The organism is Streptomyces sp. G7(2002) (genome assembly GCF_028870195.1).
Classification (GTDB): Bacteria; Actinomycetota; Actinomycetes; order Streptomycetales; family Streptomycetaceae; genus Streptomyces; species Streptomyces nigrescens.
On sequence record NZ_CP102609.1, the window covers coordinates 4631649 to 4658205 of the forward strand.

Below are 26557 nucleotides of genomic sequence, written 5' to 3' on the forward strand. Positions count from 1 at the left end.
CGGCGTCCTGGAGACCTCAGCCGAACGGCACCTCGAAGGCCTGCACACTCGGCCGGTGGTCGGTGAGCCGCTCGCTCTGGACGAAGAGCATGTTGTCCCTGTCCAAGGCCAGCGACATATCGCTGGGGGCCGGCAGGTTGTGCTCCTTCTCGTACAGCGTGCCCTTCACCTTCTCCTTGCCGTCACGCAAGCCGACCGCGACCACCAGCGCCTTCACGGCGGAGGCGCCGCTGTCGGGAGAGTCGGTCACCATGATCAAGCCTTGGTTGTTCACACCGGCGATGCCCACCGAGCCGCGCTTCTTCCACAGCAGCTTGCCCGTCTTCATGTCCATCGCCGCAAGCCCGTTGCCGGCACCGTAACCGGTCACCAGAATCTGCTCGTCCTCATCGACGTAGGTGTTCCGCGGCTCGAACTTCAAGTCCTTCAGCTCGCCCGAGAGCTGGAAGGTGTGGTCCGGCTTGCCTTCCTTCGTATAGGTCTGGATGAAGTGCTGGGGATCGGCCGAGCTGCCACTCTCCGTCAGAAGCGTCAGGGGCCAGTCCGAGAGCGTCTTCACGATCGCGTGGTCCTCACCCGTGACCGTCGAATGGATGCTGGCGTACTCCAGGTCCTGCAGCTCCAACTGCTTCTTCGGCTTCGCATCGGGGCAGTCGCTGGCCACGGCCAGGTACTGGGGGCTCAGCCCGACCGAGTTGGTGCACGCGTGACCGCGCGCGGTCAGCTCCCAGACCCTCGCTCCACGGGCGACGGAGAAGCCGGCATACGTCTGGCCGATCGTGACGGCGACGACCTTGCTGTTCACCACGACCCGCGGCTGGCGCTCCGCGCCGTGACCGTCCTGAAGGTTCTTGGACCACAGCGTGCGGCCGGTGTCGGTGTCGACGACGGAGAGATAGGAGCAGTCGTCGCCGCCCGCGTCGAAGACCACGGCACCCACACCGTCGTCACTGGGCTCCGCGGACATCGCGCAGACCTCGCCCGCGCCCTTGGGCGTCTTGACCGTCCACTTCTTCTTGCCGGTCTTGCGGTTGTAGGCCCGTACGCCCTCGCCGTCGCCGTAGATGATGTCGTCATTGTTGAACCACATCGAGCGCAGCCCGTTCTCGTTCTGGCCCTCGCGCTCGGACACGGGCGACGCTGCCTCCCACAGCCGCGGTATGGCGTTCGCGGGCCGGCCGGCGCCCGGATCGGCGGAGTCCCCGGAGAAGAGGAAGTACCCGCCGACCCCGGCAGCCACCAGCAGGACCATCACGATCGCCAGGATGGCCGGCACGGGCACACCGCTACGCCTGGGCGTGCCGGGCCCGCCGGGCACACCCTGGAACTGAGGCGCCATCGGCCCACCGGGGAACGGCGCCTGACCGGGCACCTGACCCGGCACCTGGCCTGGCATCTGCCCCTGATTCTGGGCGTACGGCGGGGGTGGCTGCTGGCCTCCCTGCGGCGCGGGGTAACCCTGCGGGGGCGGCGCCTCGGGCTGGCCCATGGGGGGCGGGTACTGCGCGGCACCCGGCCCGGGCTGGGCGGGCGGAGCACCGTACGGGCCAGGAGGCACCTGCCCCGAGCCCGCCGGTGGCTGTTCCGGGGGGCCGAAGGCTCCCGCGCCTGCGGCCGGAGGTGCGGCCTGCCCCGGTGCCGGCGGGCCGGCGGGCGGCACTCCCGGAGCTCCCTGGCCGGGCGGCTGCGGCCCCTGCGGATTCCCGGCGTACCCCTGGCCGCCCTGCGACACGATGGACCAACCCCCTGATTTGTTTTGCTCACGTCAGCGTCGCATCGTATGCATGCCGCTACACAGCGCGCCAACCTCCCTTTTCGCGAAGGGTTCCGCCCCGCCCGCCCCGGTCGGCGCCTCGAAGGCTCCGGCGGAACCCGGGCCCTCCTCTCCCGGACCTGCGCCCCCGTAGAATCGACACACTGTGTCCGAGAACCCCACCACTCACGCCCCCGCCGCTGCGGAATCAGACGCTCCGGAAGCCGCCGCGGCCTCCGCCCGTCAGGAATCCGTGGCTGAGGAAACCGTCGCTCAGGAAACCCCCGGCCTCGGGGCCACCGCCGTCTCGGCCGCCACCCCCCGGCGCGGCGAGCCCATGTTCCCCGACGGGACGGGCCCCGCCGCCGACCCCGCGGGCTCGCATCACGAGCGGCGGATCCGTTCCTTCCAGCCCCGCCGCAGCCGGGTCTCGCCCAGCCAGGCCGATGCGCTGCGCCGCCGGTGGGCGACATGGGGACTGGACATCGACGGGCTCTCCCGCATCGATCTGGACGCCTTCTTCGACGGGCGGCCGGTCGTCCTGGAGATCGGCTTCGGCATGGGTGAGGCCACGGCACAGATGGCCGCCGCCGACCCGGACACCGGCATCCTCGCCTGCGATGTCCACACCCCCGGGCAGGGCAATCTGCTCGGTCTCGCGGAGCGGAACGGTCTGTCCAACATCCGGGTGGCCAACGGCGACGCGATCATCCTGCTGCGCGAGATGCTGGCCCCGGCCTCCCTCGCCGGCCTGCGCATCTACTTCCCCGACCCCTGGCCGAAGAAGCGCCACCACAAGCGACGCCTCGTCCAGCCGGAGTTCATCGCCCTGGCGACCACCCGGCTCGCGCCCGGTGCCGTCGTCCACTGTGCGACCGACTGGGAGCCGTATGCCGAGCAGATGCTCGAAGTGCTCTCCGCCGAGCCGACGCTGGAGAACCTCCACCCCGGCTATGCGCCGCGTCCGGACTTCCGCCCCCTCACCAAGTTCGAGGGCCAGGGCCTGGACAAGGGGCATGTCGTCCATGACCTCCTCTTCCGCCGCCGCGACACATAGGGCGAACGCGCCTCGTTAGGGTCGATGGGTGTACCCGTCCCAGCCGCCCTCGCACCCGCCCCACGCGCCCGCCCCTCCCCCGTACACACCGCACACGTACGAGCCCTCCGCCGCGTCTGCCCGCCGGCGGACGGCTCCCTGGCGCAGCAAGACCCTCCGCGCGGTCGCCCTGGTGTCGCTGCTGGCGCTCTCCGGCGTGATCATCATCGGCATGGTCCGCCACGAGACCGGCACCGAGGGCTTCCTGGTCGGGCTCGGACTGGCGGTCTTCCCGGTACCGCTGCTGGTGGCGGCGTTCTGCTGGCTCGACCGCGTCGAACCCGAGCCCTGGCGCAACCTCGCGTTCGCCTTCACCTGGGGCGCCTGCGCCGCCACCCTGGTCGCGCTCCTCGCCAACGGCTTCGCGACCGACTGGCTGGCCGCCAACATCGCCTCCACCTCACCCTCCGAGGCCGAGGCCTGGGGCGCCACGGTGATCGCGCCGGTCGTCGAGGAGGTGGTCAAGGCCGCCGCCGTGCTCCTCCTCTACCGCTTCCGGCGACGCGAATTCGACGGCATCACGGACGGCATCGTCATCGCCGGCATCACCGCCACCGGCTTCGCCTTCACCGAGAACGTCCTCCACCTGGGCAACGCCTTCGGCCAGGACCAGTCCCTGGGCCACTCCGGACTGGACTCACTCACCGCCGGCACCTTCTTCCTCCGCATCATCGTCTCCCCCTTCGCCCACCCGCTCTTCACCATCCTCACCGGCCTCGCGTTCGGCATCGCCGCCACCCGCTACCCCCGCCGCCGCCCCGCCCGCATCGCCCTCGCCCTCCTCGGCCTGCTCACCGCCGTCCTCCTGCACGCCATCTGGAACGGCGCGTCCACCCTGGGCGACCTCGGCTTCCTCATCGTCTACGGCCTCTTCATGGTCCCCATCCTCATCGCCCTCACCTGGCTGGCCATCTGGGCCCGCAACCAAGAACTGCTCTCCCTCCGCGGCTACCTCGCCCCCTACATCACCGCCGGCTGGCTCACCCCCACCGAGCCCACCGCCCTCTCCTCCCTCAAAACCCGCGCCCTGGCCCGCGACCTGGCCCGCCGCACCCAGGGCCCCGCCGCCGCCCGCGCCGTCACCGAATACACCACCGTGGCCACCGCCCTCTCCTTCCACCGCCGCCGCGCCCACCTCATGGGCCCGTCCCCGGACTTCGCCATCCGGGAGCAGCATCTGCTGGAACATCTGCGGGAGCATCAGGCTTGGGGGCGGGCGGCGTTGGTGGATGCTTGGGGGGCGCGGGAGGGGTGGTAGTCATGCCGAGCCCCTCGGTCCGCGTCACGGTCTCGGAACTCCGAACTGCCTCCGGCAAGAAGCTTCTTCCGTGACACAGCCCGATCAATCGCTGTCCTGCCATCACATTCTGTGTCGCTGAACTGCAAGATGGGAACGACACGTTCAGTGGTGGCCGAGGTTGATCAACGCCCTAATTCCGGGAAGCCACAGAGATCCTCGGCCATTCATCAGGAAGAGGGACCCACCGCTTTGCCAGCTGATCGCTACACGTCCTTGGAAGTCTGCGCAGGAGCCGGAGGGCTCGCGATGGGGCTGGAGAACGCCGGCTTCACCCCGGTCGCGTTGATCGAACGGAGCCGGCACGCCTGTGCCACACTGCGCGCCAACCGGCTGGGGTGGCGAGTGTTGGAGATGGATCTGCGGGATTTCGTAGCTCAGGAACATCCATACGTGCACGACGTGGACCTGATCGCGGCAGGGCTTCCGCGGCTCAAATCCTCTGCGGCGATCAAGCGCACCGAGGACCGATACGAGCGCGAACTGTTTGAGGCGACCGTGTGGCTGGTGGCCGAGGTACGCCCCCGTGCGGTGCTGATCGAGAATGTACCGACACTGGTCGACAGCGAAGCCTTTGTCGAAATGCGCGAGTTCGCCCGCCTGGAGCTGGAGCACCTCGGATACAGCCTTCACTGGCACACTCTCAATGCGAGTAGCTTCGGGCTCGCCCAAGACCGGAAGCTCGGTCTACTGGTTGCACTGCAGTCACAGTCATCCGAGCGGTTCCGTTGGCCGGAGCCCCACACCGTTCCCACCCCGACGGTGGGTGCGGCGTTGTGGAAATCCATGGCAGGCCGCGGATGGCGACAGGCCGCGGCCTGGGCCGCCCAGGCAGATCGACCCGCCCCGGCCATCGTCGGCGGCTCGGAGCGTCGAGGTGGTGCCGATCTCGGACCGACCGGGACCAAGAAGGCTTGGGCGCGCATGGGCATCAACGGCAGCAGCATCGGAGACGAGGTACCCGCGGCAGACTATTGCTGGCATCCGGGCGGGGACGTCAAGCTGATGCCGAAACTCACTGTTGAGCAGGTCGCGATCCTCCAAGGCTTTCCACCCCAGTGGCGGATGCTGGGCGGCAAGACCGCTCGCTACCGGCAGTTGGGGCATGCATCACCGCCACCCGTCGCGCAGGCTCTGGGGGCACAGATTGCGGCTGCCCTGGGGCCGATCACCGAGCCTGCTTCGTGAATGTCACCGCCCGATCGTGGGGGTCTCTCCGACCGGCTGGAACGCCTCGCACAACCCTCGATAGAATGCGCCGGGCCATCCCGCCTGATCACCTCTCCAACCCGACAGCCGGGAGACCACGTGCACGACGCCAAAATTGTTGACTTGTTCGCCGGGCCGGGCGGGTTGGATGTGGCTGCACGGCAATTGGGGCTCCCTGCCGTCGGCATCGAGTGGGACGAGGACGCGTGTGCGACGCGCAGAGCGGCCCAGCTGCCCACTCGGCAAGGTGACGTGCGTGACTTCGGGCCGGCGGACTTCCCGAAGGCCACCGTCCTCGCCGGTGGTCCACCGTGCCAGACATACACCGTTGCCGGCGCCGGCGCAGGACGCCGGGCCCTGGACAAGGTGCGTGCCTTGGCCAAGCGCATGGCCATTCGCGACGCCACCGTCGCCGCGGACCTTGCCGACCTGGCAAACCTGGCCAACCGGAACGACCCGCGCACGGGCCTGGTCCTGGAGCCACTGCGGTGGGCCCTCGAAGCGATCGACGCGGGCACCCCATACGAAACAATCGTGCTGGAGCAGGTGCGCGCAGCGCTGCCGGTATGGCAGGCCGTGCGCGAAGTACTCGAGGGTGAGAAATACTCGGTTGCCTGCGGCGTCCTGCACACGGAGGAATTCGGAGTACCGCAGACCCGTCGTCGTGCCATCTTGATCGCCCGTCTCAACGGCGAGGCGTCCCTGCCCCGGCCGACTCATCGGCCCTACCAAAAGGGCAGGGCCCGCGATGAGGGTGACCCACACCTGCTGCCGTGGGTGACGATGGGCGAGGCTCTCGCCCGGCCGGGGCCGTTCGTCGTGATCTCCAACTACGGCACCGGCGGAAACCCCAAGGCCCGCGGCCGACGCACTTCCGACGAGCCGGCTGCCACCGTAACCGGAAAAATCTTCCGCAACCGCGTGGTGACCCCCACCGATGTCGAACTTGCCCGCTTCACTCCTGCCGAGGCGGGGCAGCTCCAAACCTTCCCGGTCGACCATCAATGGACCGGCCGCGATATCGGGCAGCAGATCGGTAACGCGATTCCGCCGCGCCTCGGCATTCACGTACTCGCCACCGCGCTGGACATCGGTGGCGAGCCCCTCACCAAGGCGTTGCACTCATTGGCCAAGGTCTCCTCCACTGCCCACCCTCATGGTGAGCCCGTGGAACCGGTTCTGACAGTCAAGGGAGCCACCACCGACAAGGCGCTCACTACGCCTTAGCCTCCTCGCGACCTCAACCGCCGTGGGGCGCCCCCGCCGTATCCATGTGCTCCCTGCCGCGTACCGGTGCCTCGGCGAAGAGCGTCTCGAACTGCTTCACCATGCGGTCCACCGCCCCTCGTGGGACCTCTCCGTCGTCCGGCCCGTCCGGGAGTGCGTCCCGGGGCACAGGCGGCGCCAGGTCGCACTCGTCGATCCAATGACGGAGGGCCTCGGCATCGGCCCCCGCGTCGGGGGCCAGCAGGTCGTACATCAGCGTGCTGCCCGCGGTGTTGACCGCGGTCGCGAGGGCATTGACCTCGCGGCCCGTACGGACGGTCTGCTCCTCGAGGAGTCGTGTCACGGCCCGGGCGGTGGGGCGGTGGTCGATCACGTCCAATCGCAACACGGTATTGAGGATGTCCTGGTTGCGGCAGGCCGTGACGACGGGCCGATAGTCCTCACCGTCACGGAAGAGTTCGGCGGCCCACCACAGGCGGGCGAAGGCATGCTTGTAGTGCGGACCGCAGAATCGGTCCGCCGTTACTGTCGGGCCCTTCCCTTCGCGGCCCTTCGAGAGATGCCGCCAGACCACATAGTCGGGGGCAACCACCAGGGCGACGAAGTTCCAGAGTGCGGAGTCGGCCGCCTCGGCGCGGGTGAGGCGCAGCGTGGAGTGCAACCTGGGCGCAAGCCAGGCATCAGCCCGGGTACGGTCCGACTCGGCGTGCAGTCGAATGGTGTCGTCGACGAGCTCCCGAAGAGGTCGAACCTTCCAACGAGAGCCGGCTTCCTCCACGGAGTTCGAAGAACGCACAAGAGCCACCAGCGGGGGGTCCTCCTGCCCGGCGAGAACGCCGCGGGAAAGATTCTTCGCCGCCATGCCATCGCTCAGCCGTCCGAGTTGCTCCGGGAGATCTTCGATGTTACGGCTCATGTCTGGTTCCCCTCACCGGAACGGTCGAGTACTCGGATCACCGACCCGAGGTTCTTGGCAACGCGAGAGCGGCGGGAGGCCGCGTACTGGATACGCAACTGAAGTTCGTTCCAGCCGCTGCTCTCCGAGCGCCGGGAATGGATCTCCAAGAGGGCATCTGCAGAGGAAAGTTCGGGCAGGACGTCGGAAAGCATGCTGCGCAACACCCAGTCACGCCAGCCGGTGGGCCACTGTGGGGCACCGTCCTCACCGACCTCGAGATCGCTCACGGCCGAGTGGAACATCGCGGTCCAGGCGTCGGTGGCGATCTGCGCCGCGAGCATCCCGCGTACTGACTTCTCCATCGGCGTGGCACCCGAGTCGAGCAGCTCCGCGATGCCCTCGAACCCCGTGTTGAGATGCACGGTGGGCATGTCGCCGGAAGTCTCGACGAGCCAAGGGGCGTCCTTGAAGGCGCGCAGCCACTCCTGTCCGCCGTCCCGGAAATCGATCTCGTTGATGTGGAGTTGGCGATACCGCTCCGGTCTACGAGCCTCCAGGTCGATGACCCAGTTGTCGTCGGAGACTCCGATGATTCGTCCTTCGACACCGTCGACCGTGGCCACGACGCTCACCGAGAGTTCGGGCCGACTACGGTAGCTGCCACGGGCCAGAGCGATGCTGCCGATCCATATGCCGTCGGGCGAACGACGGAGTCGGGTGACGGTCCGGGAGTTGGTCGCGCCCTCCGCGAGGACAGCCACACATGTCACATCGGCCCATCGGCCGGAGAGCAGCTCGGCGTCCGGGAGCTCGGCCCGCAGCTCGAATCGGGCCTCCGTCCAAGCGTCGCGCTCAACCTGATGGACGGCGATCACACGATCCCGTTGGGAGAGCATCTCCAGAGGGAGATCCCGGCCGTCCAACTTCGCCCCCGCCACCTTGAGGGTCACTGCGCCGGCAAGTGTGGCGTACGGCATCAAGGTCTTCATGTGGCTGCGCCCCTCGCCTTCTGCAGGTCGATGATCAGTCGAGCCATCGTGGCGGCCACCGGGTGACTTTCGATGTCGGTGACACCACTGAAGGAAGCGGCACGTACTCCAGGATCGAAGCGGAGGTGTCCGTTCTCCACCCGGCAGTTCTCCTCGGCGACGAGCTCCGCCCACTGTACGGCTGGTTTGCTGCCGGAGCGGACGTCGAACTTCGCCACCGGTGCCATCAACCAGGAGTCCTCACGTACCGGAAGCTTGACCTCGACCCGAACCCGCCAGGCACCGGAGGGCTCCAGCCCTCCGTCGACATTGCGGACCGTCGGGTGTCCGTCGATGCGACGTCCTCCCGCCGCACCGGCCGCGTCGAGTCGAAGAAGTTCGCGGAGTACGGCCGGCCCGCCCTCCGTCTTCTTCTCACGGCGCGCGACCAGTTGGCGGACTGCGACATTCATCTCGCGGCGGAAGTCCCTGATTCGTGTGAGTGCGCCGCGTGCATAAGTGGCTGCCACTTCCTCCGTCCTGGTCCAGTCGTCGTGCTCGGGTGGCTCGGCTGCTCGGAGGAACCTCTCGGCGGCATCGACATCGTCGGACGCCCTTCCAGTGGCCCGCCCGGCCAGCAGCACAGCCTGGAACGGGTTGGTGCCCATCGGCAGGTCGGGGACGCGTCGCGCGCTGACCGTCATGCGGTTGCCGCGCATGCACTCCAGCTGGTTGGGCAGCGAATCCGTATCGTCGGCAGGAGTCACGAGCACCACGGCGTGATGTTCCATCGGGGTGCCCGCTCCGCCGCTCAACGGAGGTACGGTCAGGGGCACATGAGCCATGGCCACTTGATCGAGGCCGGTGAGCCGGTCGACGGTGGTTCCGTCCAGGTACGCCTTGAGCGCTCGCGAGCGCGCAGGCTGGTGCACATGCGGGTCGACCCGCTCTTCCTTGATCAGCACCTGTCCGTTGCGCAGTGTGGTGACCGAGGCCTCCACCAGCGGGGCGGAGGTTTCACCATGGGTCATGGCCGCCCAGAAGTTCTCCGCCAACGACCGGACGAGCTTCTCGTGCATTTCCTGCACGGTCCCGGCGTCACCAGCCGCATCGTGGGCACCGACGACGAGGAACGACGTGCCGGGGTCGGAACCAGCGCGTGACAGCTGCAGCCGGTCCACGGTCGCCTCGTCCGCCCACCAGGAGCGGGTGACGCCCTTGCTCCCGTATTCCGGGTTCGGATCCTCCTCGCCCAGCCAGGCCGGGCCGGCGTATGCCTCACCGTTCACCTGGCGCCAGGGAAGGTCGAGTCGGCCGATCACGCGACGCTCGGTGCGCCCTTCATGGTGCTCCGAAAGCGTACTGTTGATCAGGACGAGTCCCAGACGGCTCGTCGCCCACAGGGTGGCCTTACCCAGACCGTACGACCCCCCTGCACTCCCACTGCTCTTGTGGCTGTCGAGCTGCCGGCGGACGACCGCCGCGAACCGACCGTCGTCGTATTCAGGCCCGGTGAGCCCGGAGGCGTTGTAGTCGTCGACGCGCAGCAACAGCAGGGTATCCGTCTCGCGGAGCAGGCGTAGTCCCTCGGCAATGACCGGGCCGACCTTCTGCTTCTGGGCGGCGGCCGCTTCGTAATGCGGGAGCAGCTCGTCCCACTGCAGCGCCTGCAGGAATTGCTGCCGGTGCTCACCGGTCAACTCGTGCAACACGTAACGGACACGCACCGGCCTGGTCTGGTCGTCGCGCTCGTCGAGACTGTTCTGAGTGGCCTCCCGGGCCAGGACGGAAACATCCGCGTCGAAGGCGAAGGCTGCGGCGTTGCCGTATTCCCTGCCGCCATCGGAATGCGCACGCCGGTGATACCAGCTGATCGGTCGAACAACGAACGCATCAGTGGTACGGAGATGTACGGTCGCTTCGTCCGTCCCGAGGACCTCCGCTATCGCACGCTTCTTGTCCTCTCGTGGCTCGGCCCGACCGGTGATCCATGCCGAGACGCCGGCTCGCGTGATGCCAAGCGCTGCGGCGAGTTCGGCTTGCGTCATTTCCTGGCGCTTCAACTGCCGTGCCAGCCATACGCCGAAGCTCTCGGCGCGCTCGTTGTCCATGTCCACCGGCCCTCCCCTCGCTGACGGCAACCAGCGTACATCGACTATTTGACAACTGGCCAGCAGGACAATTTCGTTTGCCCTTCCCTTCGAGCTTCTCACCCATAAAGGCGGCAGGTTGGGTGCAAAGTCCGACTCATCACCTTTCCGCGGATCGCCAATTCCTCTTGCAGGAAGCTCTGTTCATCGACAGCGCCCCGCGATCGCAATCGGCAATCAGTTCGACCGGATGAGCCGGTCCAGGGGTGGAGTGTGTCCACATCCATGGGTGTGACGACCCGACAGCTTTGCTCTTCGCCTCGTGCTCTTCCTGGCGCACCGCGACCCTGCACGGCCGAGGTTTTTCATTCCGGCCGCGTTGTCAGTCTCACGCCCTAACGTTCTCTTCGGGGGACGTTCGACCCATTCGTTGCCCTGCTTCCTGCCTTGCCCGACCAGTCCCGGGAGCCTTCCCCATCATGATCAGCCCCATTTCCGATGCCGCTGACGTCATCGGAACGGTCCTCGAGCAGTCCCGCCGCATCCTGGACGTGTATCGGGCCGACCCCGGTCACGTTCAGGAGCATGCGAACAACGAGCGTCGCATCACCCAGGGCGGGTACGGCGAGCGTCAGATCTACGAGCTTGTACAGAACGGCGCCGACGAGAGTCAGGACAGGCCCGGACGCGGCCGCATCCACGTCCTTCTCACCGATGCGCACCTGTACTGCGCCAACACGGGGGCCCCGGTGACACCCGGCGGCGCGGACACCATCCTGCGCATGGCCGTGTCCCGTAAGCGTGGTGGGCAGATCGGTCGCTTCGGCGTCGGCGTGAAGTCTGTGTTGAGCGTCTCGGACGCCCCGCGCTTCTACAGCACGTCGGGCTGCTTCGGCTTCGACAAAGCCTGGTCCGCGCAACGCATTCGCGAGGTCGTGCCCGACCTCTCCGAACTCGAGGAGACTCCGGTTCTGCGCATGGCCCAGCCCTTGGACCTGGCCCACGACCGCGCCGAGGACCCCGTGCTCCATGAGCTGATGACCTGGGCGAGTACCACGGTCGTCCTACCTCTGCTCCACGGCGCGGCCCATCGCCTGGGACGGGACCTGCGCAACTTCCCTGCCCACTTCATGCTGTTCTCCTCCCACATGGACTCGGTCGTGCTGGAGGATCGTCGCGACCGTCACCAACTGCACCGTGTCCTGCGACAGACGACGCAGGACACCCGGATGCCCTCGACAAAAGAGAGCAATTCCGGGCTCATCCACACGAGGCACCTCGTCGCAGAGGAGAACAACGGCAAGCCGCGGCGCAATGAGCGGTGGGATGTCTTCCATGTCGACCACTCACCGTCCGAGGAAGCGCGGGAGACGGCGGGCGAGCTTCACGAACGCTCGCTGATCCGGCTTTCCTGGGCGGTTCCAGGAGAGAAGGTCGAGGCCCGGAAGAAGCGGGGCAGCTTCTGGGCCTACTTCCCCACGCACTACGACACCACGCTCACCGGGATCCTCAACGCGCCATGGAAAACCCCCGAAGACCGGCAGAATCTCACCAAGAGCGACTTCAACAACGAACTCCTGGCAGAGGCCGCGGAGTTGATCGTTTCCTCGTTGCCCCTTTTGGCGAAGAAGACAGATCCCGGCTCGTACCTGACCCTGCTCACGGCCCGTGGCCGCGAAGCCTCCCAGTGGGGCGACGAGACGCTCAGCAAGAAGGTGCTGGAGGCCGCTGCTCGTCTTCCCTCGCTTCCTGACCAGCGCGGCACCCTGCGCAAGCCCGAGGAGCTTCGACTCCATCCGGAGGATCTCCAGGAGAAGTGGCTGGAGCTGTGGTCTGCGTACCCGGGCCGCCCGGTCGACTGGTGCCACCGTTCCGTGGAGAGTCGGGAACGGCGTTCCCGTGCCCGCGACATCATGGAGCTTGCCGGCGTGCGGGCTGCCTCGGTGACCGAGTGGCTCGAGGCCCTGGTGGCGGACCGCACCCCCGCTGCATCCGCCCTGGCGTTGCGCATCGTCGCCGACATGGAGTCGGCCCACTGCGCCCGGGCGGCCGACGCTCGTGTCCTGCTCACCGAGCAGGGCGATCTCATCGCCCCCGCACTCGGGCGGGGGCAGGTCTACCGTCGTAGCCCCGTCGCCGGCAGCGGGCTGCAGGGCGACATGACGTATGTGCATCCCGAGGTCGTCGCCGACGACAATGCGCGCCACGCGCTGGAGGCACTCGGTATACCGGAAGCGGATGCCGAAGGGCGCTTCAAGGCCGTCCTGGACCGCGGCTTCGACGGCTACGGCCGTACGGACTGGGAGGCGTTCTGGACGTTGCTGCGTCAGGCCGGTGCCGGTCGGGCCGCCGTGGCCATCCGTGCGAAGATCCCGGCCCCCTCACTCGTGATCAAGGTCCGCACCGCCGACGGCGCCTTCCGGCCCATCCGTGACACCTTCCTCGCCGGGCCGGTGGTACCCGGCGACGGCAGCCGGGACGCCGAACTGCTTGTCGCCCCCGACTTCCACAGCGCCGATCTCACCGTGCTGCGCGAACTCGGCGCCACCGACCGACCTGTGATCGACTGCGACCCGCGCGCGGACGACTGGTTCCATGAATACCTCGACAAGGTCCACAAGCTTTACTACAAGGGCCTGCCGAGCACGGCTCGCCGCCCCAGTCCCAAGACCTTGCTGGTGAGCGGCGCAAACCCGGCCGGTCCACTCCACCTTCTCCCCCGGTTGTCCCCCGAGGGCCGTGCCGCGTTCGTGAAGCACCTGCCCCGGCACGGCCTGGTGCAGAACTGGACGCTGCAGGTCGGTTCCCACCGCAACTCCCCACAACAGGTGTACTCCCCGATCATGTGGATGCTGTGGCAGAAGGGCGTGGTGCCCACTTCGCTCGGTGGCCGAAGGCCGAGCGCCTGCCTCTCGCCGGCGGCCGATGTGGATCCGAAGCTGCTGCCAGTGGCCGCGATCGACACGGATACGGCGCGCGTACTGCGCCTCACGGCGGACCTCGGTTCCGTGCCCGAGGCGCTGTGGGAGGAACTCTTCCGGCGCATTCACGACAGTGCGGACGCCGAATTCGTCGGTAGCGCCTACGCACTGCTGACCAGCCGCGACGTCGACGACATTCCGTGGCCGGAAGAGACACTGACCCGGTGCCAGGTGGGTGAGGAGTGGACGACGCGGAACGACGAGGAGATCGCGGTCACCGCCGATCGGGAGCAGTACCGCATTCTCGTGCGGGAGAGCGTGCCCGCACTGCTGGTTCCCACCGTCGAGGACGCGGAAAGAATGATCGCGGACTGGCCGCTGAAGGCCCCGTCCGAGCTTCTCCAGGAAGAACTGGACTGTGTGGTGCTGGGAGATCCGGTACAGCTGACCGACATCTATCCCCGGCTGCGTCAACGACTGCCCCGAGGAACCCTGTGGCAGCTTTCGTACTGTTCCCACCTCGCCAGGGTCGTACGTACCCCTGACGGAAAGCGCGAGGAGCCGCTCACCGAGGCACGTGACGCCGATACCGTGCTGCTGTGCGGGCCGGACGACGAGCTTGCGGTGTTGTGCGCGGTCGATCGGGTGCTGGAACTGCGGCTGGGCGAGTCCGGCTGCCGTGCCATGCTGGCGCAACAGCAGAAGGACCGGGATAACGAGCAGTTTCTGAAGGTACGCCAGGAGCCGGAACCCGCCCGGAAGCTTCTGCTCGCCCTCGGTGCCGAACGGCTTCGTGAGGAGCTGCCACCGGGCCTCCTTTTGGCCGATGAGGAGTTGAACGGCCAGGCACCGGACGAACTGCGAATCGCTCAGCTGGTGATCGCCACCCACGGCGAAGAGGTGCTCCGTCAGCTCTCCCTTGCGCTGACCAAAGCCGGTTTCGATGCTCCGCGGCGCTGGACAGGTGGGCACGCAGCGCGTTCGTTCGTGAAGATGTACGGCTTTCCGTCCGAGTGGGCAGGTGATCAGGAGGCGAGCCAGGCCCCTCCGCCGTTCGAGACCGTGCAGGGACCGCGCAAGCCCCGCCCTCTGCACCAGTATCAGATGCGGCTGGTCGCGAACATGTACCAGCACTTGGTGCAGAGCGACGAGAAGCGGTCGATGCTGCAGATCCCGACCGGCGCGGGCAAGACCCGCATCGCCGTCGAGGCCACCGTGCAGGCCATCGCCGACGGCGTCCTCCAAGGCCCGATCCTGTGGATCGCACAGAGCACCGAGCTGTGCGAGCAGGCCATCGAGACCTGGAAGTTCGTCTGGTCCCAGACCGGCCCTGAGCAGGACCTGCGGATCAGCCGTATGTGGGGCGGCGTGGCTGCAGAACCGGCCACGACCGGCCCTCAGGTCGTGGTGGCCGTCGACGACACCCTCTCCCGCCACCTCGACACCGAACCGTACGCCTGGCTGTGTGACGCTGCACTGGTCATCGTCGACGAAGCACACTTCGCCGTTCCGAAGACGTACACCAAGATCCTTGACGCCCTCGGCATCGACCAGCATCGCACCTCGCGCCATCTCGTGGGGCTGACCGCAACGGCGTTCAGGGGCAGCAGCGAGGAGGAAACCCGACGGCTGGCGGCACGGTTCGGTCACAAGCGACTGGACCGCGACGTCTTCGACGGCGACGACCCGTATCCACACCTGCAGGAGCTCGGTGTGCTTGCCCAGGTGGAGCAGCGGGAGCTCCCCGGCGGCAACTACTCCCTCAGCCCGGATCAGATCGCCCAGGTCATGAGCAGCAACAGCATGACGCTGCCCGCCGCGGTGACTGCCCGCATGGCGCGGGACGTGGGCCGCACGAAACGCATCGTCGAGGAGATAGAGCGACTGCCGCAGCACTGGCCCGTGCTGGTCTTCGGCACCTCGGTCGAGCATGCCCAGGTCCTGGCAGCGCTGCTCAACGAGAGTGGGATCACTGCTGCTCCGGTCGATTCCACGACCCCCACGGGGGTGCGCAACCGTCGCATCGATTCGTTCCGCAACGGGAAGATCCAGGTCCTGACCAACTACAACGTACTCACCCAGGGGTTCGACGCCCCTGCCGTGCGCGCGGTGGTCGTCGCACGACCGACCTTCAGCCCGAACACGTACGTACAGATGATCGGCCGCGGCCTGCGGGGCCCGCTCAACGGCGGCAAGGACAACTGTCTGATCCTCAACGTTCGCGACAACATCGAGAACTTCGGACGCGATCTCGCGTACACCGAGTTCGAGCACCTGTGGGAGGGCAACGGATGAGCACCGGCCCCTATGAGGGCACCCCGCCGCTCACCGACGAGCAACTCGCCGTCGTGGGCCTGCCCGCCGACGCGCTCTTGTTGGTCACCGCGGGGGCAGGTGCGGGAAAGACGCACACCCTGGTGCGTCGTGTCGAGGCACTGGTTTCCGACGAAGGCCTGACGACAGGCGATGTCCTCGTCCTGACCTTCTCCCGCGCCGCCGTCCGCGAGTTGCGGGCGCGGCTGTCGCTGTACGGCGGCCGTGCCCGCCATGTGCGGGTGACGACCTTCGACTCCTGGGCCATGGAGATCCTCACCGAGGTCGCGGGGGATGTCGATTGGCGCTCCCGTCCCTTCGACGAGCGGATCCGCGAGGCCACGAAGGTGATCGCCGACGAACAGACCGCCCCCGAGTGGCTCGACGAACTCCGGCACCTCGTAATCGACGAGGTGCAGGATCTGGTGGGCGACCGGCGCGAGTTGGTGGAAGTGCTACTGGAGGCATACGACTGCGGTTTCACCATCGTCGGTGACCCGGCACAGGCGATCTACGGCTTCCAGGTCGCCGCCCCGGCGGAGCGGGAGATCGAGACGAACCGCTTCTTCGACTGGCTGCGCAACTTCTTCGTGGACGACCTGATCGAGCTGGCCCTCACCCGCAACTTCCGTGCACGGACGGAGGAGGCACGCTCCGCACTGCGTTTCGAGGGTGCAATGCGAGGATGTGTGACCTTCGCCGAGGCCGATCGGATCCACGACGACCTGCGTACGGAGCTCGCAGCACGGCTGGACTTCGGTGACATCACCGTTCCGTTCATCCGGGAGTCACTGCTCGACATCACCATCTCCACTGCCGTGCTCTGCCGTACGAACGGCGAGGCACTCCTGATCTCCGAGTGGCTGCACGGCCTCGGTGTCCCGCATCAACTGCGCCGCGCCGCACAGGACCGGGCCGTCCCGGCCTGGCTGAACGACCTCGCGCACGCCGCCCCCGGAGCTCTGAGCCTCACCCGACAGCGTTTCGACGATCTCCATCCGTCCCTGCACGGCGTCACCGAGAAGTTGGACCGCGAGCGCATGTGGCGCGTCCTGCTCGCCTGCGCCCGGGACCGCGCAGGGCAGTGCATCGACCTTTCGCGGCTGCGCGACGCGCTGGCTGCAGGCAGGCTGCCCGACGAGCTGACGGCCCAGCCCCCGCATCCGCTGGTGATCTCCACCTTCCACCGGGCCAAGGGGCTCGAGTTCGACCGGGTCCTGGTGGTCGACCCCGGTCGGATCGGCACGAGCGATGTTGCGCTCGGTGTCGATGCGGCCGACCGCGTGCGCGCGTTGTACGTGGCCATGACCCGAGCGCGCGACGAGATCTACCGGCTCGACCTGCCTGAGCAGGTCCGCCCCGACCACAAGGGATTCCGGCTGGTCCGCAAGGACAAGCAGACCGGCCGCTGGGCACGCTTCGGCTTCCAGCACTGGAAGCGCTCGGGCATGGAGATCCTTGGCGGCGACATCCATGTCGGGCACCCGGCAGCCGGCCGCGGCTGTGAGGACAACGCCGTCGCACTCCAGAACTACCTCCGTTCCGAGGTGGCTTCCGGTGACCCCGTCGAGCTGGTGCGGATCGACGAGGTGCCCGCGGACCACGACGGTCGGACAGGTCCTGGCTACGTCCTTCGACATGAGCACCGGGAGATAGGCGTCGCCTCGGAGGCGTTTCGAGTGGACCTGTACCGACATCTGCAGCAGTCGCGCACGTTCCTGCCCCGGAACTGGCCCCGGCGCCTCACGGGCCTCCGCATCGACGTGATCGAGACCGTCGCCGGGGAGCGTGCCGCCGGGCACCAGGTCGGTCTCGGCGAACTGGGGATATGGCTCGCCCCCCGACCGAGCGGCCTCGGGCGCTTCGAGTACGACCCCACGGACAAGGACTGACGACTATGCCTGATCACAAGGAGCACTACCGCTTCCGTGCCGAGCTGGTGGACCGGCTCAAGGCCGATCTGCTGGGCCCGACCGGCGTGCGCACGGACGCCACCGAGGTCTTGGACGACTGGCCCGTCACCACCTACGTCACCGGAGTCCTGTTCCCACGCACCGCGGACGAGCTCGCCCGCGAGGAGGCGGACGAGAACGACCACGACGAAGCCGACTCGACGCTCACCGTCGACGAGGTGCCGGACACGGGCATCACCCTGGCGAACGTGCCGCGCCCGTCGGCGACCGGCCTCACGTTCGTGGTGGATCCGTCCCGCAGCCGCACCGTTCGGATCAGCCCCACCGCTGCGGTCTACGACCCGGTGGACGGCCGAGGTCTGTCGACCGTGCCGCAACGCGCCGAGCGCCGCACCACGCGGACGCAAGACCTGCATTGGCGTCGACGCCTCCTCGAACTGCGCACCCCGACCATCGACGTCACGCGACCCGATCACGCCCCGATCGAGTTGGCGGATGGCCTGGAGCTGCGCATACGAGTACGCCGGCCGAGCGACGCCCGGGGCACTGTGGCCGTGACCGCCACACTGGTGAACACACACCGTGTGGGGACACGGGACATCAAGGACACCCACTGCTTCTTTCAGGTAGGTCTGCGGATCGATGTGCCCGACGGGGCACCCGCCCTGGTGGAACGCCCGGCGGAGGGCGGAGTGGATGCCGAGGTCCGGCTGAATCGGTTGCTCCACCGGCACTCCCCCGCCTTCGCAACGGGCCACGGCTGCGCCGCCGACTGGTCCTGGACTCCCCCCACTCCGGGTCACGCCGCTGCGTCCGAAACCGCCGGAGTTGCCTCCGTCTGGACCGAGTCCGTTCCGACGTACGAGGTGCTGCTCACAGACTCCAACCCCGACATCGACGTACGCCACCTCGGGATGCAGACTCTGGCCGATGCCGCTCCGGATGAGGTCATCTCCTCACTCCGACAACTGGTCCACGCCTATGGACAGTGGATCACCGCGCGCGAAGCCGACCTCGTGGGCTTGCGGGGCGGTCCGTACGGGGACACCGAATACCTCCAGCTCGCCGAGGAACAGCTCAACCACTGCCGCGAGGCCGAGCGGCGCATGGCAGCAGGAATCGAGCTGCTGGCAGGCGACGATCCGGCCAACAAGCGGGCCATGGAAGCCTTTCGGAAGGCGAACGAAGTCATGGCGCTGCAGCTCGGCCGCAGCCTGTGGATCAAGGACGGCCGAAGGGGAAAGCCTCGGCCGAAGGGGACCTGGCACCCGTTCCAGATCGGCTTTCTGCTCCTCTGCCTGAACGGAATCGTGGACCCCGAGCACGCGGATCGCGACACCGTCGATCTGCTGTGGTTCCCGACCGGTGGCGGCAAGACCGAGGCCTATCTCGGTCTGATCGCCTTCACTGTGTTCAACCGTCGGCTGCGCCACCACGAAAACGGAGAACGGGAGGCCGGAGCCGGCGTCACGGTGCTCATGCGCTACACCCTCCGGCTGCTCACCCTGCAGCAGTTCGAGCGCGCAGCCCGGTTGATGTGCGCCATGGATCGAGTGCGCGCCGAGGATCCCGGCCTCCTCGGACACGAGCCGATCTCCATCGGTATGTGGGTCGGTAAGGCGGCCACTCCCAACACCCTCGACGAAGCCAAGACCGCCCTCCGCAAGCTGCAGAAGGGTGCGACCCTCCAGGAGCAGAACCCGGTCCAGCTCAGCGCCTGCCCATGGTGCGGCAGCGCCCTCGGGGTGGAGAACTACACGGTCGACACGGATCGCGGACACATGGCGATTCGTTGCCCCGACAGCGAGTGTGCCTATCGGGACGGCCTGCCCGTGCATGTGGTGGATTCCGAGCTGTATCGGGTGCGCCCCACCCTGGTCATCGCCACCGCTGACAAGTTTGCGCGGATGGCCTGGCGGGACGACGTGGCAGCCCTGTTCAACCGCAGCACCGGCCCCCGTGGCACACCGCCGCCCGAGCTGATCGTCCAGGACGAGTTGCACCTCATCTCGGGCCCTCTGGGCACGCTCGCCGGCCTGTACGAGGCAGCGATCGACCTGGCAGCGGACAAGCCCAAGATCATCGCATCGACGGCCACCATCCGCCGCGCCCAGCAGCAGGGCCGGGCCCTCTTCGACCGGAAGGTCGCACAATTCCCCCCGGCCGGTCTGGATGCCCGTGACTCCTGGTTCGCGGTACAGGCACCGGCCGAGCAGAAGGCATCACGCCGCTATGTCGGCCTGCTGACACCAGGTGTTTCGCAGGCCAGTTTGTTGATCCGCGCATACGCTTCGCTGCTTCACAGCGGCAAGCAGGTCGAGGGCGATGAAGCGGTGCGTGACGCCTACTGGACCGTGATCGGGTACTTCAACAGCCTTCGGTTGCTCGCCGCCGCCGAACTGCAGGTGCACGCCGATGTGAACGAGCGGCTGAAGACCCACGCCGCATGGGACGACTGCGGGTCGGCCCGGCAGGTCGTTCCGGGCGAGCTGACGAGTCGGGTGCCGTCCAGCGAGATCCGGGGCCGCCTGGATGCACTGGAGCGGACCTTGATTTCAGGGTCGGCCCAGGACGTCGTGCTCGCCACCAACATGATCTCCGTCGGGGTCGACGTCGACCGTCTCGGCCTGATGGCCGTGATGGGCCAGCCGCAGACCACCGCCGAATACATTCAGGCGACCAGTCGTGTCGGCCGAAAGCACCCCGGACTCGTCGTCACCCTCTTCAACGCCGCCCGTTCGCGCGACCTGTCCCACTACGAGAACTTCATCGCCTATCACTCGGCCCTCTACAAAGAGGTCGAGTCGACCAGTGTCACTCCGTACTCCGCCCGTGCCCGCGACCGTGCCCTGCATGCGGTCTTCGTCGGCCTGGCACGGCTGATGTTGCCCCTCGCCCGGCCCAACTCCGCCGCCGCACGTGTGGCGGGCTTCGAGGAAGAGCTGCACGAACTGCGTCAGCAGCTGGTGGCCCGAGTACACAAGATCGCGAAGGAAGAGGCGGACGCCACCGACGCTCAGCTCCGGGACTACATCGCCCACTGGCTCCGACTCGCCGGGGAGAACGACAAACTCGTCTACGAAGCGCCGTACACCTTCACTCCGAATCCGGACCGCGACCCCGACACCGCGCTGCTCCGTACCCACTCCGACCTCGACCTCGAGCAGGCCCGCGACACGTTGTGGAGTCTCCGTGACGTCGATGCCGAGTCCGACCTCTACCTGGAGAGCTGAAATGGCACGTCGCTCACCGTCCGGCAGTCCCAGTACCGCAACACATCGAGAGAACACACGCAGGACTCCGCTGGGTTCGGTCCGACGCGCCCAGCAGATCACCACGTACGGCGTGGGTTCGCTGATCGCCATCGGCGATCAGTCGTACATCGTCAGCAGCCTGAACACCTGGGGGGTACGGGATGACGACGTCATTTACGAGCCTCGTCTGCAGCAGCGTCTCGGCGTCAACAGCTTCCGCCTGCCCCCCGCCGCCCAGGCACCCACGGGTACCGGCGTGAAGGTACGTCGTTTCCCGGAAACCTACGCCTGTCCCGACTGCCATGCGCTCAAGCACTTCCGGGACTTCGGCGGCAGGCGCACCGATAACACCTGCGGCGACTGCAACGTACCGCTCACCCCTTCCCGCTTCGTCGTCGCCTGCCCGCACGGCCATCTGGACGAGTTCCCCTACTGGCGCTGGCTGCACTCCCGCCGTGGCGAAGAGCGCAGATCACACCATCCGTGCGACCCGGGCAAGGCTGATCTGAAGCTCCGCAGCGAGGGGCGTACGGCCAGTCTGCGCGGCATCGTGATCGAATGTGGATGTGGTGAAAGCGCTTCGTTGGAGGGGGCGTTCAGCCGGGATGCCATGGCGGCTCTGGGGATCGCCTGTCGAGGAGGACGCCCGTGGCTCGGCCGGGAGGCCCGCGAGGACAACTGCAGCAGCTCGCTGCGGGTTCTGCAACGTGGTGCCTCCGCCGCCTGGTTCCCCACGGTGGCGTCCGCGCTGTCCATCCCCCCGTGGCACAACAAGCTGATCCAGCTCGTGGAGCGGAAACAGCGCCATCTGGTCGGCAAGAGCGCTGACCGGATCCGCGAGTTCGCCGAGGACGAGGGGTGGCTCGACAAGGGCCGCTATACCACCGAGGAGATCGTCAAGGCCGTACGGACGATGGAGGACGTGGCGCAGGAGGGCTCGGAGGATTCGGAAGAGATCACCGGGTTCGAAGCATCCTCTGCGCTTCGTCAGGAGGAGTACCGACAACTGTGCACCGTCACGGAGGAGCTTCCCGAGAACGAGCACTTCGTCTGCGTCGAGCCGGAGGCGGGGGAGTCGTCGGACACGACGATCCCGGGCGTCGGACGCACCATGCTCGTCAAGCGTCTGCGTGAGGTCCGTGCCCTGCAGAGCTTCACCCGCATCGAACCGCTCATGCCGACGGAAGCCGGTCGGCATCGCGCGGTCGGGCTGGCCGGGAGCGAGGAGATCGACTGGCTGCCGGCCGTCGAAGTCATCGGCGAAGGTGTCTTCCTCGGCCTCGACCAGGAGAAACTGGTTGCCTGGGAGGCCCTCTCAGGCACGGACACTCCCGCCGCCCGCGTGGAGACGCTGCGCCGCAACCACGAACACCGGTTGCGCGAGCGTGCCGAGGACGGAGTGCCCGTCCGCTCCCCCGTGACCCCCCGTTTCGTCCTCCTCCACACCCTCGCGCACGCCCTGATCAGCGAGTGGAGCCTGGACTGTGGGTACCCCGCTTCCTCCCTGCGGGAGCGCCTCTATGTCGACGAAAACATGGCGGGAGTCCTCCTCTACACTGCCACCAGTGACTCGGCCGGGAGCCTCGGCGGCATCATCGCCCAGGGCGAGCCGAACCGCCTGGCGCAGTCACTTCGGTCGGCCCTGGAGAGGATCTCGTGGTGCTCCGCGGACCCCCTGTGCATGGAGTCCGACAGCAGCGGGGTGAACGGTCTCAACCGCGCGGCCTGCCACGCCTGCATACTCCTCCCCGAAACCAGTTGCGAGATGAACAACACCTTCCTCGACCGTGCGCTCCTTGTAGGCACCCCTGACGAGAAGGTGATCGGCTTCTTCTCCTGATCGGTGATGAGCCATTCTTGGCTCATGGCACGCCCACCCGTCTCTCCGTCGTCCCCAGGTGTCTCCGCGCGTATGAGCCGGCAGGGCAGACTCGACACGAAGCCGGAGCTGGCCGTACGACGACTGCTGCACGCCTCCGGCTTGCGATACCGGCTGCAGCGCCGCGTGCCGGGGATGGCCCGTCGCACCATCGACATCGCCTTCCCCGGCCTGCACATCGCCGTGTTCCTCGACGGTTGTTTCTGGCACGGCTGCCCTGAACACGCCACCAGCCCCAAGGCCAATGCCCAGTGGTGGCGCACGAAGCTCGAAGGCAACATGGCTCGCGACGCCGAAACCACCAGCCATCTCGAATCGGCAGGCTGGACAGTACTGCGCTTCTGGGAACACGAGCCCCCGGAGAGGGTGGCCGAGCAAGTGGCCGAAGCAGTGCAAACGGCCAAGAGCCACGCCCAGGGGCACCGTCACCCGAATTCCCGTACGCGAGCCCTGGGCCACGACGAAGAGCACCGCGGGTAGCGGCACGGTGACACCGCGGCGCAGTTCCGGGAGGGGGAGCCGGGTGACTGCGGATAGCCGAAGTGCCGGACGTAAGGTCGAAGGAAATTGTCCGGCGAAGCGGAGGTTTGTGGCGATGGCCCGGATTCCCACGGCAGTGTTTGCAGCAACCGGCCTAGTTGGCGGCTACGCCGTAGCCCGCTGGACCAAGAAGCGGCCGCTGGGCGGGGTCGCGCTGGCGGCGGCCGGGGCCGTGGCGGCGCGGGAGTGGCAGCGTAAGGCGGGGAATGTGACGGCGGCTGCGTTGAGTGGTGTCTACGTGGCTGCGTTTGCCGGGTCGCATCCGTTGGCGAAGAAGATCGGGGCGTGGCCTTCGGTATTCGCGGTGGCGGGTGGGGTGGCGGCTGCGTCGTGGGCTGTGGTGGATCGCCGGAAGTAGGGCGGAGGAGGGGAAGCGAGGGGGAGGAAGCGGTGGGCTCGGCTCGCTTCCTTCCCCTCGGGGGCTGGGTCAGGCCGAAGCCTCGTCCAGCAGCTTGAGTTCGTCCTCCTTCAGGGTCACATCCCCCACCGCCAGTAGTGCCGGCAGCTGTTCCACCGTGCGCGCGCTGGCGATCGGGGCCGCGACCGTGGGCTGGGCGGCGAGCCAGGCGAGGGCGATGCTGGCCGGCTCCGCCTCGTGGGCGGCGGCGACGGTGTCCAGGGCCTGGAGGACGCGGCGGCCGCGGTCGGTGTCCGCGTATTTGAGGGCGCCTCCGGAGCGGGCGCTGTCGACCTGGGTGCCCGGGCGGTACTTGCCGGTCAGGAAGCCGGAGGCGAGGGCGAAGTACGGGACCGCGGCGAGGCCGTGGCGGGCGGCCACGTCGGCGAGTTCGCCCTCGTAGGTGTCGCGGGAGACCAGGTTGTAGTGGGGCTGGAGGGCGACATAGCGGGCCAGGCCCTCGCGGGCGGAGCAGGCCAGGGACTCCTCCAGGCGCTGCGCCGAGATGTTGGAGGCGGCGATTTCGCGGACCTTGCCGGCCCGGACGAGGTCGTCGAGGGCGGTGAGGAACTCCCCGACCTCGACCGACTCGTCGTCGTAGTGGGTGTAGTAGAGGTCGATGTAGTCGGTGCGCAGACGGGTGAGGGATGCGTCGACCGCGGACTTGATGGTGGCGGGGGCAAGGCCCTTGAGGTCCGGGAGGGCGCCGACCTTGGTGGCGATGACGACCTCGGAGCGATTGCGGCGGGAGGCCAGCCAGTTGCCTATGACGGTCTCGGATTCGCCGCCCTTGTTACCGGGGACCCAGGCCGAGTAGACGTCGGCGGTGTCGATGAAGTTGCCACCGCCCGCCACATAGGCGTCGAGCACGGCGAAGGACTGGGCTTCGTCGGCCGTCCAGCCGAAGACGTTGCCGCCCAGGGACAGCGGGGAGACGGAGAGCGAGCCGAGGGGCTTGTGTGTCGCGGTCATATCCAGTGACAGCGTCGGGGGAAGAGGAGTTATTCCTTCCTCTTCCCCCACGCCCCACGGCAATTCCCGTCAGATGCACACGGGTTGAGCTTTTTGCGCGTGTGCCGAGGGCACCGGTCATGCGCCGAGGCCGGCGAACACGAGCGTGCCAAGGCCGCCGGTCGAGCGCCGACGCCGTCGTTCATGCGCCGAGGCCGCCGGTCACCCGTTGATGCCGCCGTTCATGCGCCGAAGCCGCCGGTCACCCATTGATGCCGTCAGTCACACGCTGATGCAGCCGGTCACACGTTGATCCCGTGATCGCGAAGCCACGGCATCGGGTCGATCGGATCGCCGGCGTCGGGGCGTACCTCCAGGTGGAGGTGGGGGCCGGTGACGTTGCCGGTGGCGCCGACGCGGCCGATGACATCGCCGGTGTTGACCTTGCCGGAGGTCTTCACCATCGAGGAGAGGTGGCAGAACCAGACTTCGGTGCCGTCGTCGAGGGTGAGGACGATGCGGTAGCCGTACGAGCCGGCCCAGCCGGCCTGGGTGATGGTGCCGGAGTGCAGTGCCTTGACGGGAGTGCCGGTCGGCGCGGCGAAGTCCTGTCCGGTGTGGTCCGCGGCCCAGCGGTCGCCGGCCTGGCCGAAACTGGCGGTGAGCGTGTAGGAGGACACGGGGGCGATGAAGCTCTTCGCCAGCTTGGCGAGGCGTTCGGCCTCCGCCTTCTGACGGGCCGCTTCCTCGGCCTTGCGCTTGGCCTCCATCTCGGCCGCCTTCTTGGCTGCTGCGGCCTTTTCGGCCGACTTCTGGTGGGCGGCGGCTTCCGTTGCGGCCTGCTGGACAGCGGCCTGTTCGGCGGTGTCGCGGGCCTCCTGCTCGGCGGCGCCCTGCTGCGCGTCCGCCTGCTGGAGGATGCGGCTGCGCAGCGCCTCACCGGCGCCCGTGCCGCCGCCCGTGTCCGCGCTCGTCTGCGTGGCCCGGGTGAGCGGCCCGGAGGCGGCAGGAGCCGCTTCGGCCGCGGCAGCCGAGGCGGTTTCGGAGTCCTCGTCGGATATCAGCTCGCCGATGCCGGGAAGCGACTTGGCGTCCGGCAGGTTTTCGGAGAGGTCGTCGGCCATCCCGCCGATGTCGGGCATCGAGATCGGCACCGGCGGACGGTCCTCGGCCGAGGCCATTCCGCTCGCGCCGACCGCCGCGATGACTCCGACACCCAGGACGGTGCCGCTGCGGGCGAATCCGCCGCCGCGCTGCTTGGCCACCCGGTGTTTGCCGCGGACGGAACGGGTGGATTCCTCGGTGGGATTCCACTCCTCCCACGGTCCGTCGCCGTCATCGGCACCGGGACCCGGGAAGGCCCCTCGGTCATCGAGCCCGTAGGTGGACGGAGACTCGGGGGCAGGCCTGTTGGACGCCACGGAGGCGCACTCCTTTCCTTCCTTCTCGCCTACCGGGTTAGCTGACGGGTTCGGAGCAGGAAGGTCTCCTACGGGCGCCCGCTGGCGGAGGGCGTCCGATTCACCCCAAGGAAGTGGTTCCCCGGTTCCCTTGGTGCAGTTCGAAGTGCTTGGGGGTGCGTGAAAAGCGCGTGCGGGATTCGGCGTCGGCGCGCGGTGCCGCCTCTTGCGACGGCTGGGACGACCGCGCTGCGTTATCGGACAGTAATAGAGATGGCGACCGAATTCCAAGCGTTCCCACGAATCCTTATCGGCTGAGCACAACCTGTGGCATGGACTTTTTCGGCCACCACGACCACAAACCGGGCGAGTTGACCACCCGGCCCTAAACGATCTCGCGCGGATTGTGTGCCAGTCGTTATGCGGAGGGGTGGCCCTCAATTACGGAGGG

Annotated in this window: 16 protein-coding genes and 1 riboswitch; of the genes, 10 read left to right on the top strand and 6 right to left on the bottom strand. The window is 67.8% G+C overall.

What is annotated here, in order from left to right:
- Positions 1-16: 16 nt before the first annotated feature.
- Positions 17-1276 (bottom strand): outer membrane protein assembly factor BamB family protein, encoded by a 1260-nt coding sequence (locus NUT86_RS19405; protein WP_274736676.1) that lies wholly within the window; start codon positions 1274-1276, stop codon positions 17-19.
- Between the two features lie 730 nt (positions 1277-2006).
- Between NUT86_RS19405 and trmB the strand changes: the two genes are divergently transcribed.
- The 4 genes from trmB to NUT86_RS19425 all read left to right on the top strand — a co-directional run bounded on the left by trmB (position 2007) and on the right by NUT86_RS19425 (position 6582).
- A complete protein-coding gene (gene trmB, locus NUT86_RS19410; RefSeq protein WP_342634862.1) occupies positions 2007-2810 on the top strand; it encodes a tRNA (guanosine(46)-N7)-methyltransferase TrmB in 804 nt (267 codons plus the stop codon).
- Between the two features lie 28 nt (positions 2811-2838).
- Entirely contained in the window at positions 2839-4107 is a 1269-nt protein-coding gene (locus NUT86_RS19415; protein WP_266438077.1) for a PrsW family intramembrane metalloprotease, read from the top strand.
- Between the two features lie 288 nt (positions 4108-4395).
- The gene (locus NUT86_RS19420; protein WP_446750770.1) at positions 4396-5334 is read left to right on the top strand and encodes a DNA cytosine methyltransferase; all 939 of its coding nucleotides are present in this window, start codon (positions 4396-4398) and stop codon (positions 5332-5334) included.
- A 120-nt stretch (positions 5335-5454) separates the two neighbouring features.
- Positions 5455-6582 (top strand): DNA cytosine methyltransferase, encoded by a 1128-nt coding sequence (locus NUT86_RS19425; protein ID WP_274736677.1) that lies wholly within the window; start codon positions 5455-5457, stop codon positions 6580-6582.
- Positions 6583-6595: 13 nt separating this feature from the next.
- Here NUT86_RS19425 and NUT86_RS19430 read toward each other — a convergent pair whose 3' ends face one another.
- From NUT86_RS19430 to NUT86_RS19440, 3 genes are read right to left on the bottom strand one after another with little or no spacing between them, the layout of a single operon-like run.
- The gene (locus NUT86_RS19430) at positions 6596-7498 is read right to left on the bottom strand and encodes a DUF6339 family protein (protein ID WP_274736678.1); all 903 of its coding nucleotides are present in this window, start codon (positions 7496-7498) and stop codon (positions 6596-6598) included.
- Complete coding sequence (locus NUT86_RS19435) at positions 7495-8469, bottom strand: hypothetical protein (protein ID WP_274736679.1); 975 nt, start codon at positions 8467-8469, stop codon at positions 7495-7497. The genes NUT86_RS19430 and NUT86_RS19435 overlap by 4 nt, the downstream gene beginning before the upstream one ends.
- Positions 8466-10559, bottom strand: coding sequence for a helix-turn-helix domain-containing protein (locus NUT86_RS19440; protein WP_274736680.1), 2094 nt, complete (start codon positions 10557-10559; stop codon positions 8466-8468). The genes NUT86_RS19435 and NUT86_RS19440 overlap by 4 nt, the downstream gene beginning before the upstream one ends.
- Positions 10560-10846: 287 nt before the next feature.
- On the opposite strand from NUT86_RS19440, the gene NUT86_RS19445 reads away from it, so the two are divergent.
- The 6 genes from NUT86_RS19445 (at position 10847) to NUT86_RS19470 (ending at position 23716) form a co-directional block, all read left to right on the top strand.
- Complete coding sequence (locus NUT86_RS19445) at positions 10847-15754, top strand: DEAD/DEAH box helicase (protein WP_274736681.1); 4908 nt, start codon at positions 10847-10849, stop codon at positions 15752-15754.
- Positions 15751-17664 carry a UvrD-helicase domain-containing protein gene (locus NUT86_RS19450; protein WP_274736682.1) on the top strand — a complete coding sequence of 638 codons (1914 nt, stop codon included), beginning with the start codon at positions 15751-15753 and terminating at the stop codon, positions 17662-17664. Before NUT86_RS19445 ends, NUT86_RS19450 begins: the two co-directional genes overlap by 4 nt.
- Positions 17665-17669: 5 nt before the next feature.
- Positions 17670-20918 (top strand): helicase-related protein, encoded by a 3249-nt coding sequence (locus tag NUT86_RS19455; protein WP_274736683.1) that lies wholly within the window; start codon positions 17670-17672, stop codon positions 20916-20918.
- A gap of 1 nt (position 20919) precedes the next feature.
- Positions 20920-22779 carry a DUF1998 domain-containing protein gene (gene drmB, locus NUT86_RS19460; protein ID WP_274736684.1) on the top strand — a complete coding sequence of 620 codons (1860 nt, stop codon included), beginning with the start codon at positions 20920-20922 and terminating at the stop codon, positions 22777-22779.
- A gap of 72 nt (positions 22780-22851) precedes the next feature.
- Positions 22852-23298: a very short patch repair endonuclease gene (locus tag NUT86_RS19465; RefSeq protein ID WP_018092672.1), complete on the top strand. Its 447-nt coding sequence runs from the start codon at positions 22852-22854 to the stop codon at positions 23296-23298.
- A 115-nt stretch (positions 23299-23413) separates the two neighbouring features.
- Positions 23414-23716, top strand: a complete 303-nt coding sequence (locus NUT86_RS19470) for a hypothetical protein (protein ID WP_274736685.1) — start codon at positions 23414-23416, stop codon at positions 23714-23716.
- A 69-nt stretch (positions 23717-23785) separates the two neighbouring features.
- Here the strand turns inward: NUT86_RS19470 and NUT86_RS19475 are convergent, their stop codons facing one another.
- Positions 23786-24727, bottom strand: coding sequence for an aldo/keto reductase (locus NUT86_RS19475; protein ID WP_159487637.1), 942 nt, complete (start codon positions 24725-24727; stop codon positions 23786-23788).
- 281 nt (positions 24728-25008) lie between these two features.
- Positions 25009-26127, bottom strand: coding sequence for a M23 family metallopeptidase (locus NUT86_RS19480; protein WP_274736686.1), 1119 nt, complete (start codon positions 26125-26127; stop codon positions 25009-25011).
- 11 nt (positions 26128-26138) lie between these two features.
- Positions 26139-26293, bottom strand: a riboswitch (cyclic di-AMP (ydaO/yuaA leader).
- Positions 26294-26557: the final 264 nt, after the last annotated feature.

Excerpts from the sequence above, each read along its gene's own strand:
- NUT86_RS19420 (WP_446750770.1), top strand. The coding sequence starts at position 4,396 with ATGGGGCTGGAGAACGCCGGCTTCACCCCGGTCGCGTTGATCGAACGG.
- NUT86_RS19430 (WP_274736678.1), bottom strand. The coding sequence starts at position 7,498 with ATGAGCCGTAACATCGAAGATCTCCCGGAGCAACTCGGACGGCTGAGC.
- NUT86_RS19435 (WP_274736679.1), bottom strand. The coding sequence starts at position 8,469 with ATGAAGACCTTGATGCCGTACGCCACACTTGCCGGCGCAGTGACCCTC.
- NUT86_RS19440 (WP_274736680.1), bottom strand. The coding sequence starts at position 10,559 with ATGGACAACGAGCGCGCCGAGAGCTTCGGCGTATGGCTGGCACGGCAG.
- NUT86_RS19450 (WP_274736682.1), top strand. The coding sequence starts at position 15,751 with ATGAGCACCGGCCCCTATGAGGGCACCCCGCCGCTCACCGACGAGCAA.
- NUT86_RS19455 (WP_274736683.1), top strand. The coding sequence starts at position 17,670 with ATGCCTGATCACAAGGAGCACTACCGCTTCCGTGCCGAGCTGGTGGAC.
- drmB (WP_274736684.1), top strand. The coding sequence starts at position 20,920 with ATGGCACGTCGCTCACCGTCCGGCAGTCCCAGTACCGCAACACATCGA.
- NUT86_RS19465 (WP_018092672.1), top strand. The coding sequence starts at position 22,852 with ATGAGCCGGCAGGGCAGACTCGACACGAAGCCGGAGCTGGCCGTACGA.
- NUT86_RS19470 (WP_274736685.1), top strand. The coding sequence starts at position 23,414 with ATGGCCCGGATTCCCACGGCAGTGTTTGCAGCAACCGGCCTAGTTGGC.
- NUT86_RS19475 (WP_159487637.1), bottom strand. The coding sequence starts at position 24,727 with ATGACCGCGACACACAAGCCCCTCGGCTCGCTCTCCGTCTCCCCGCTG.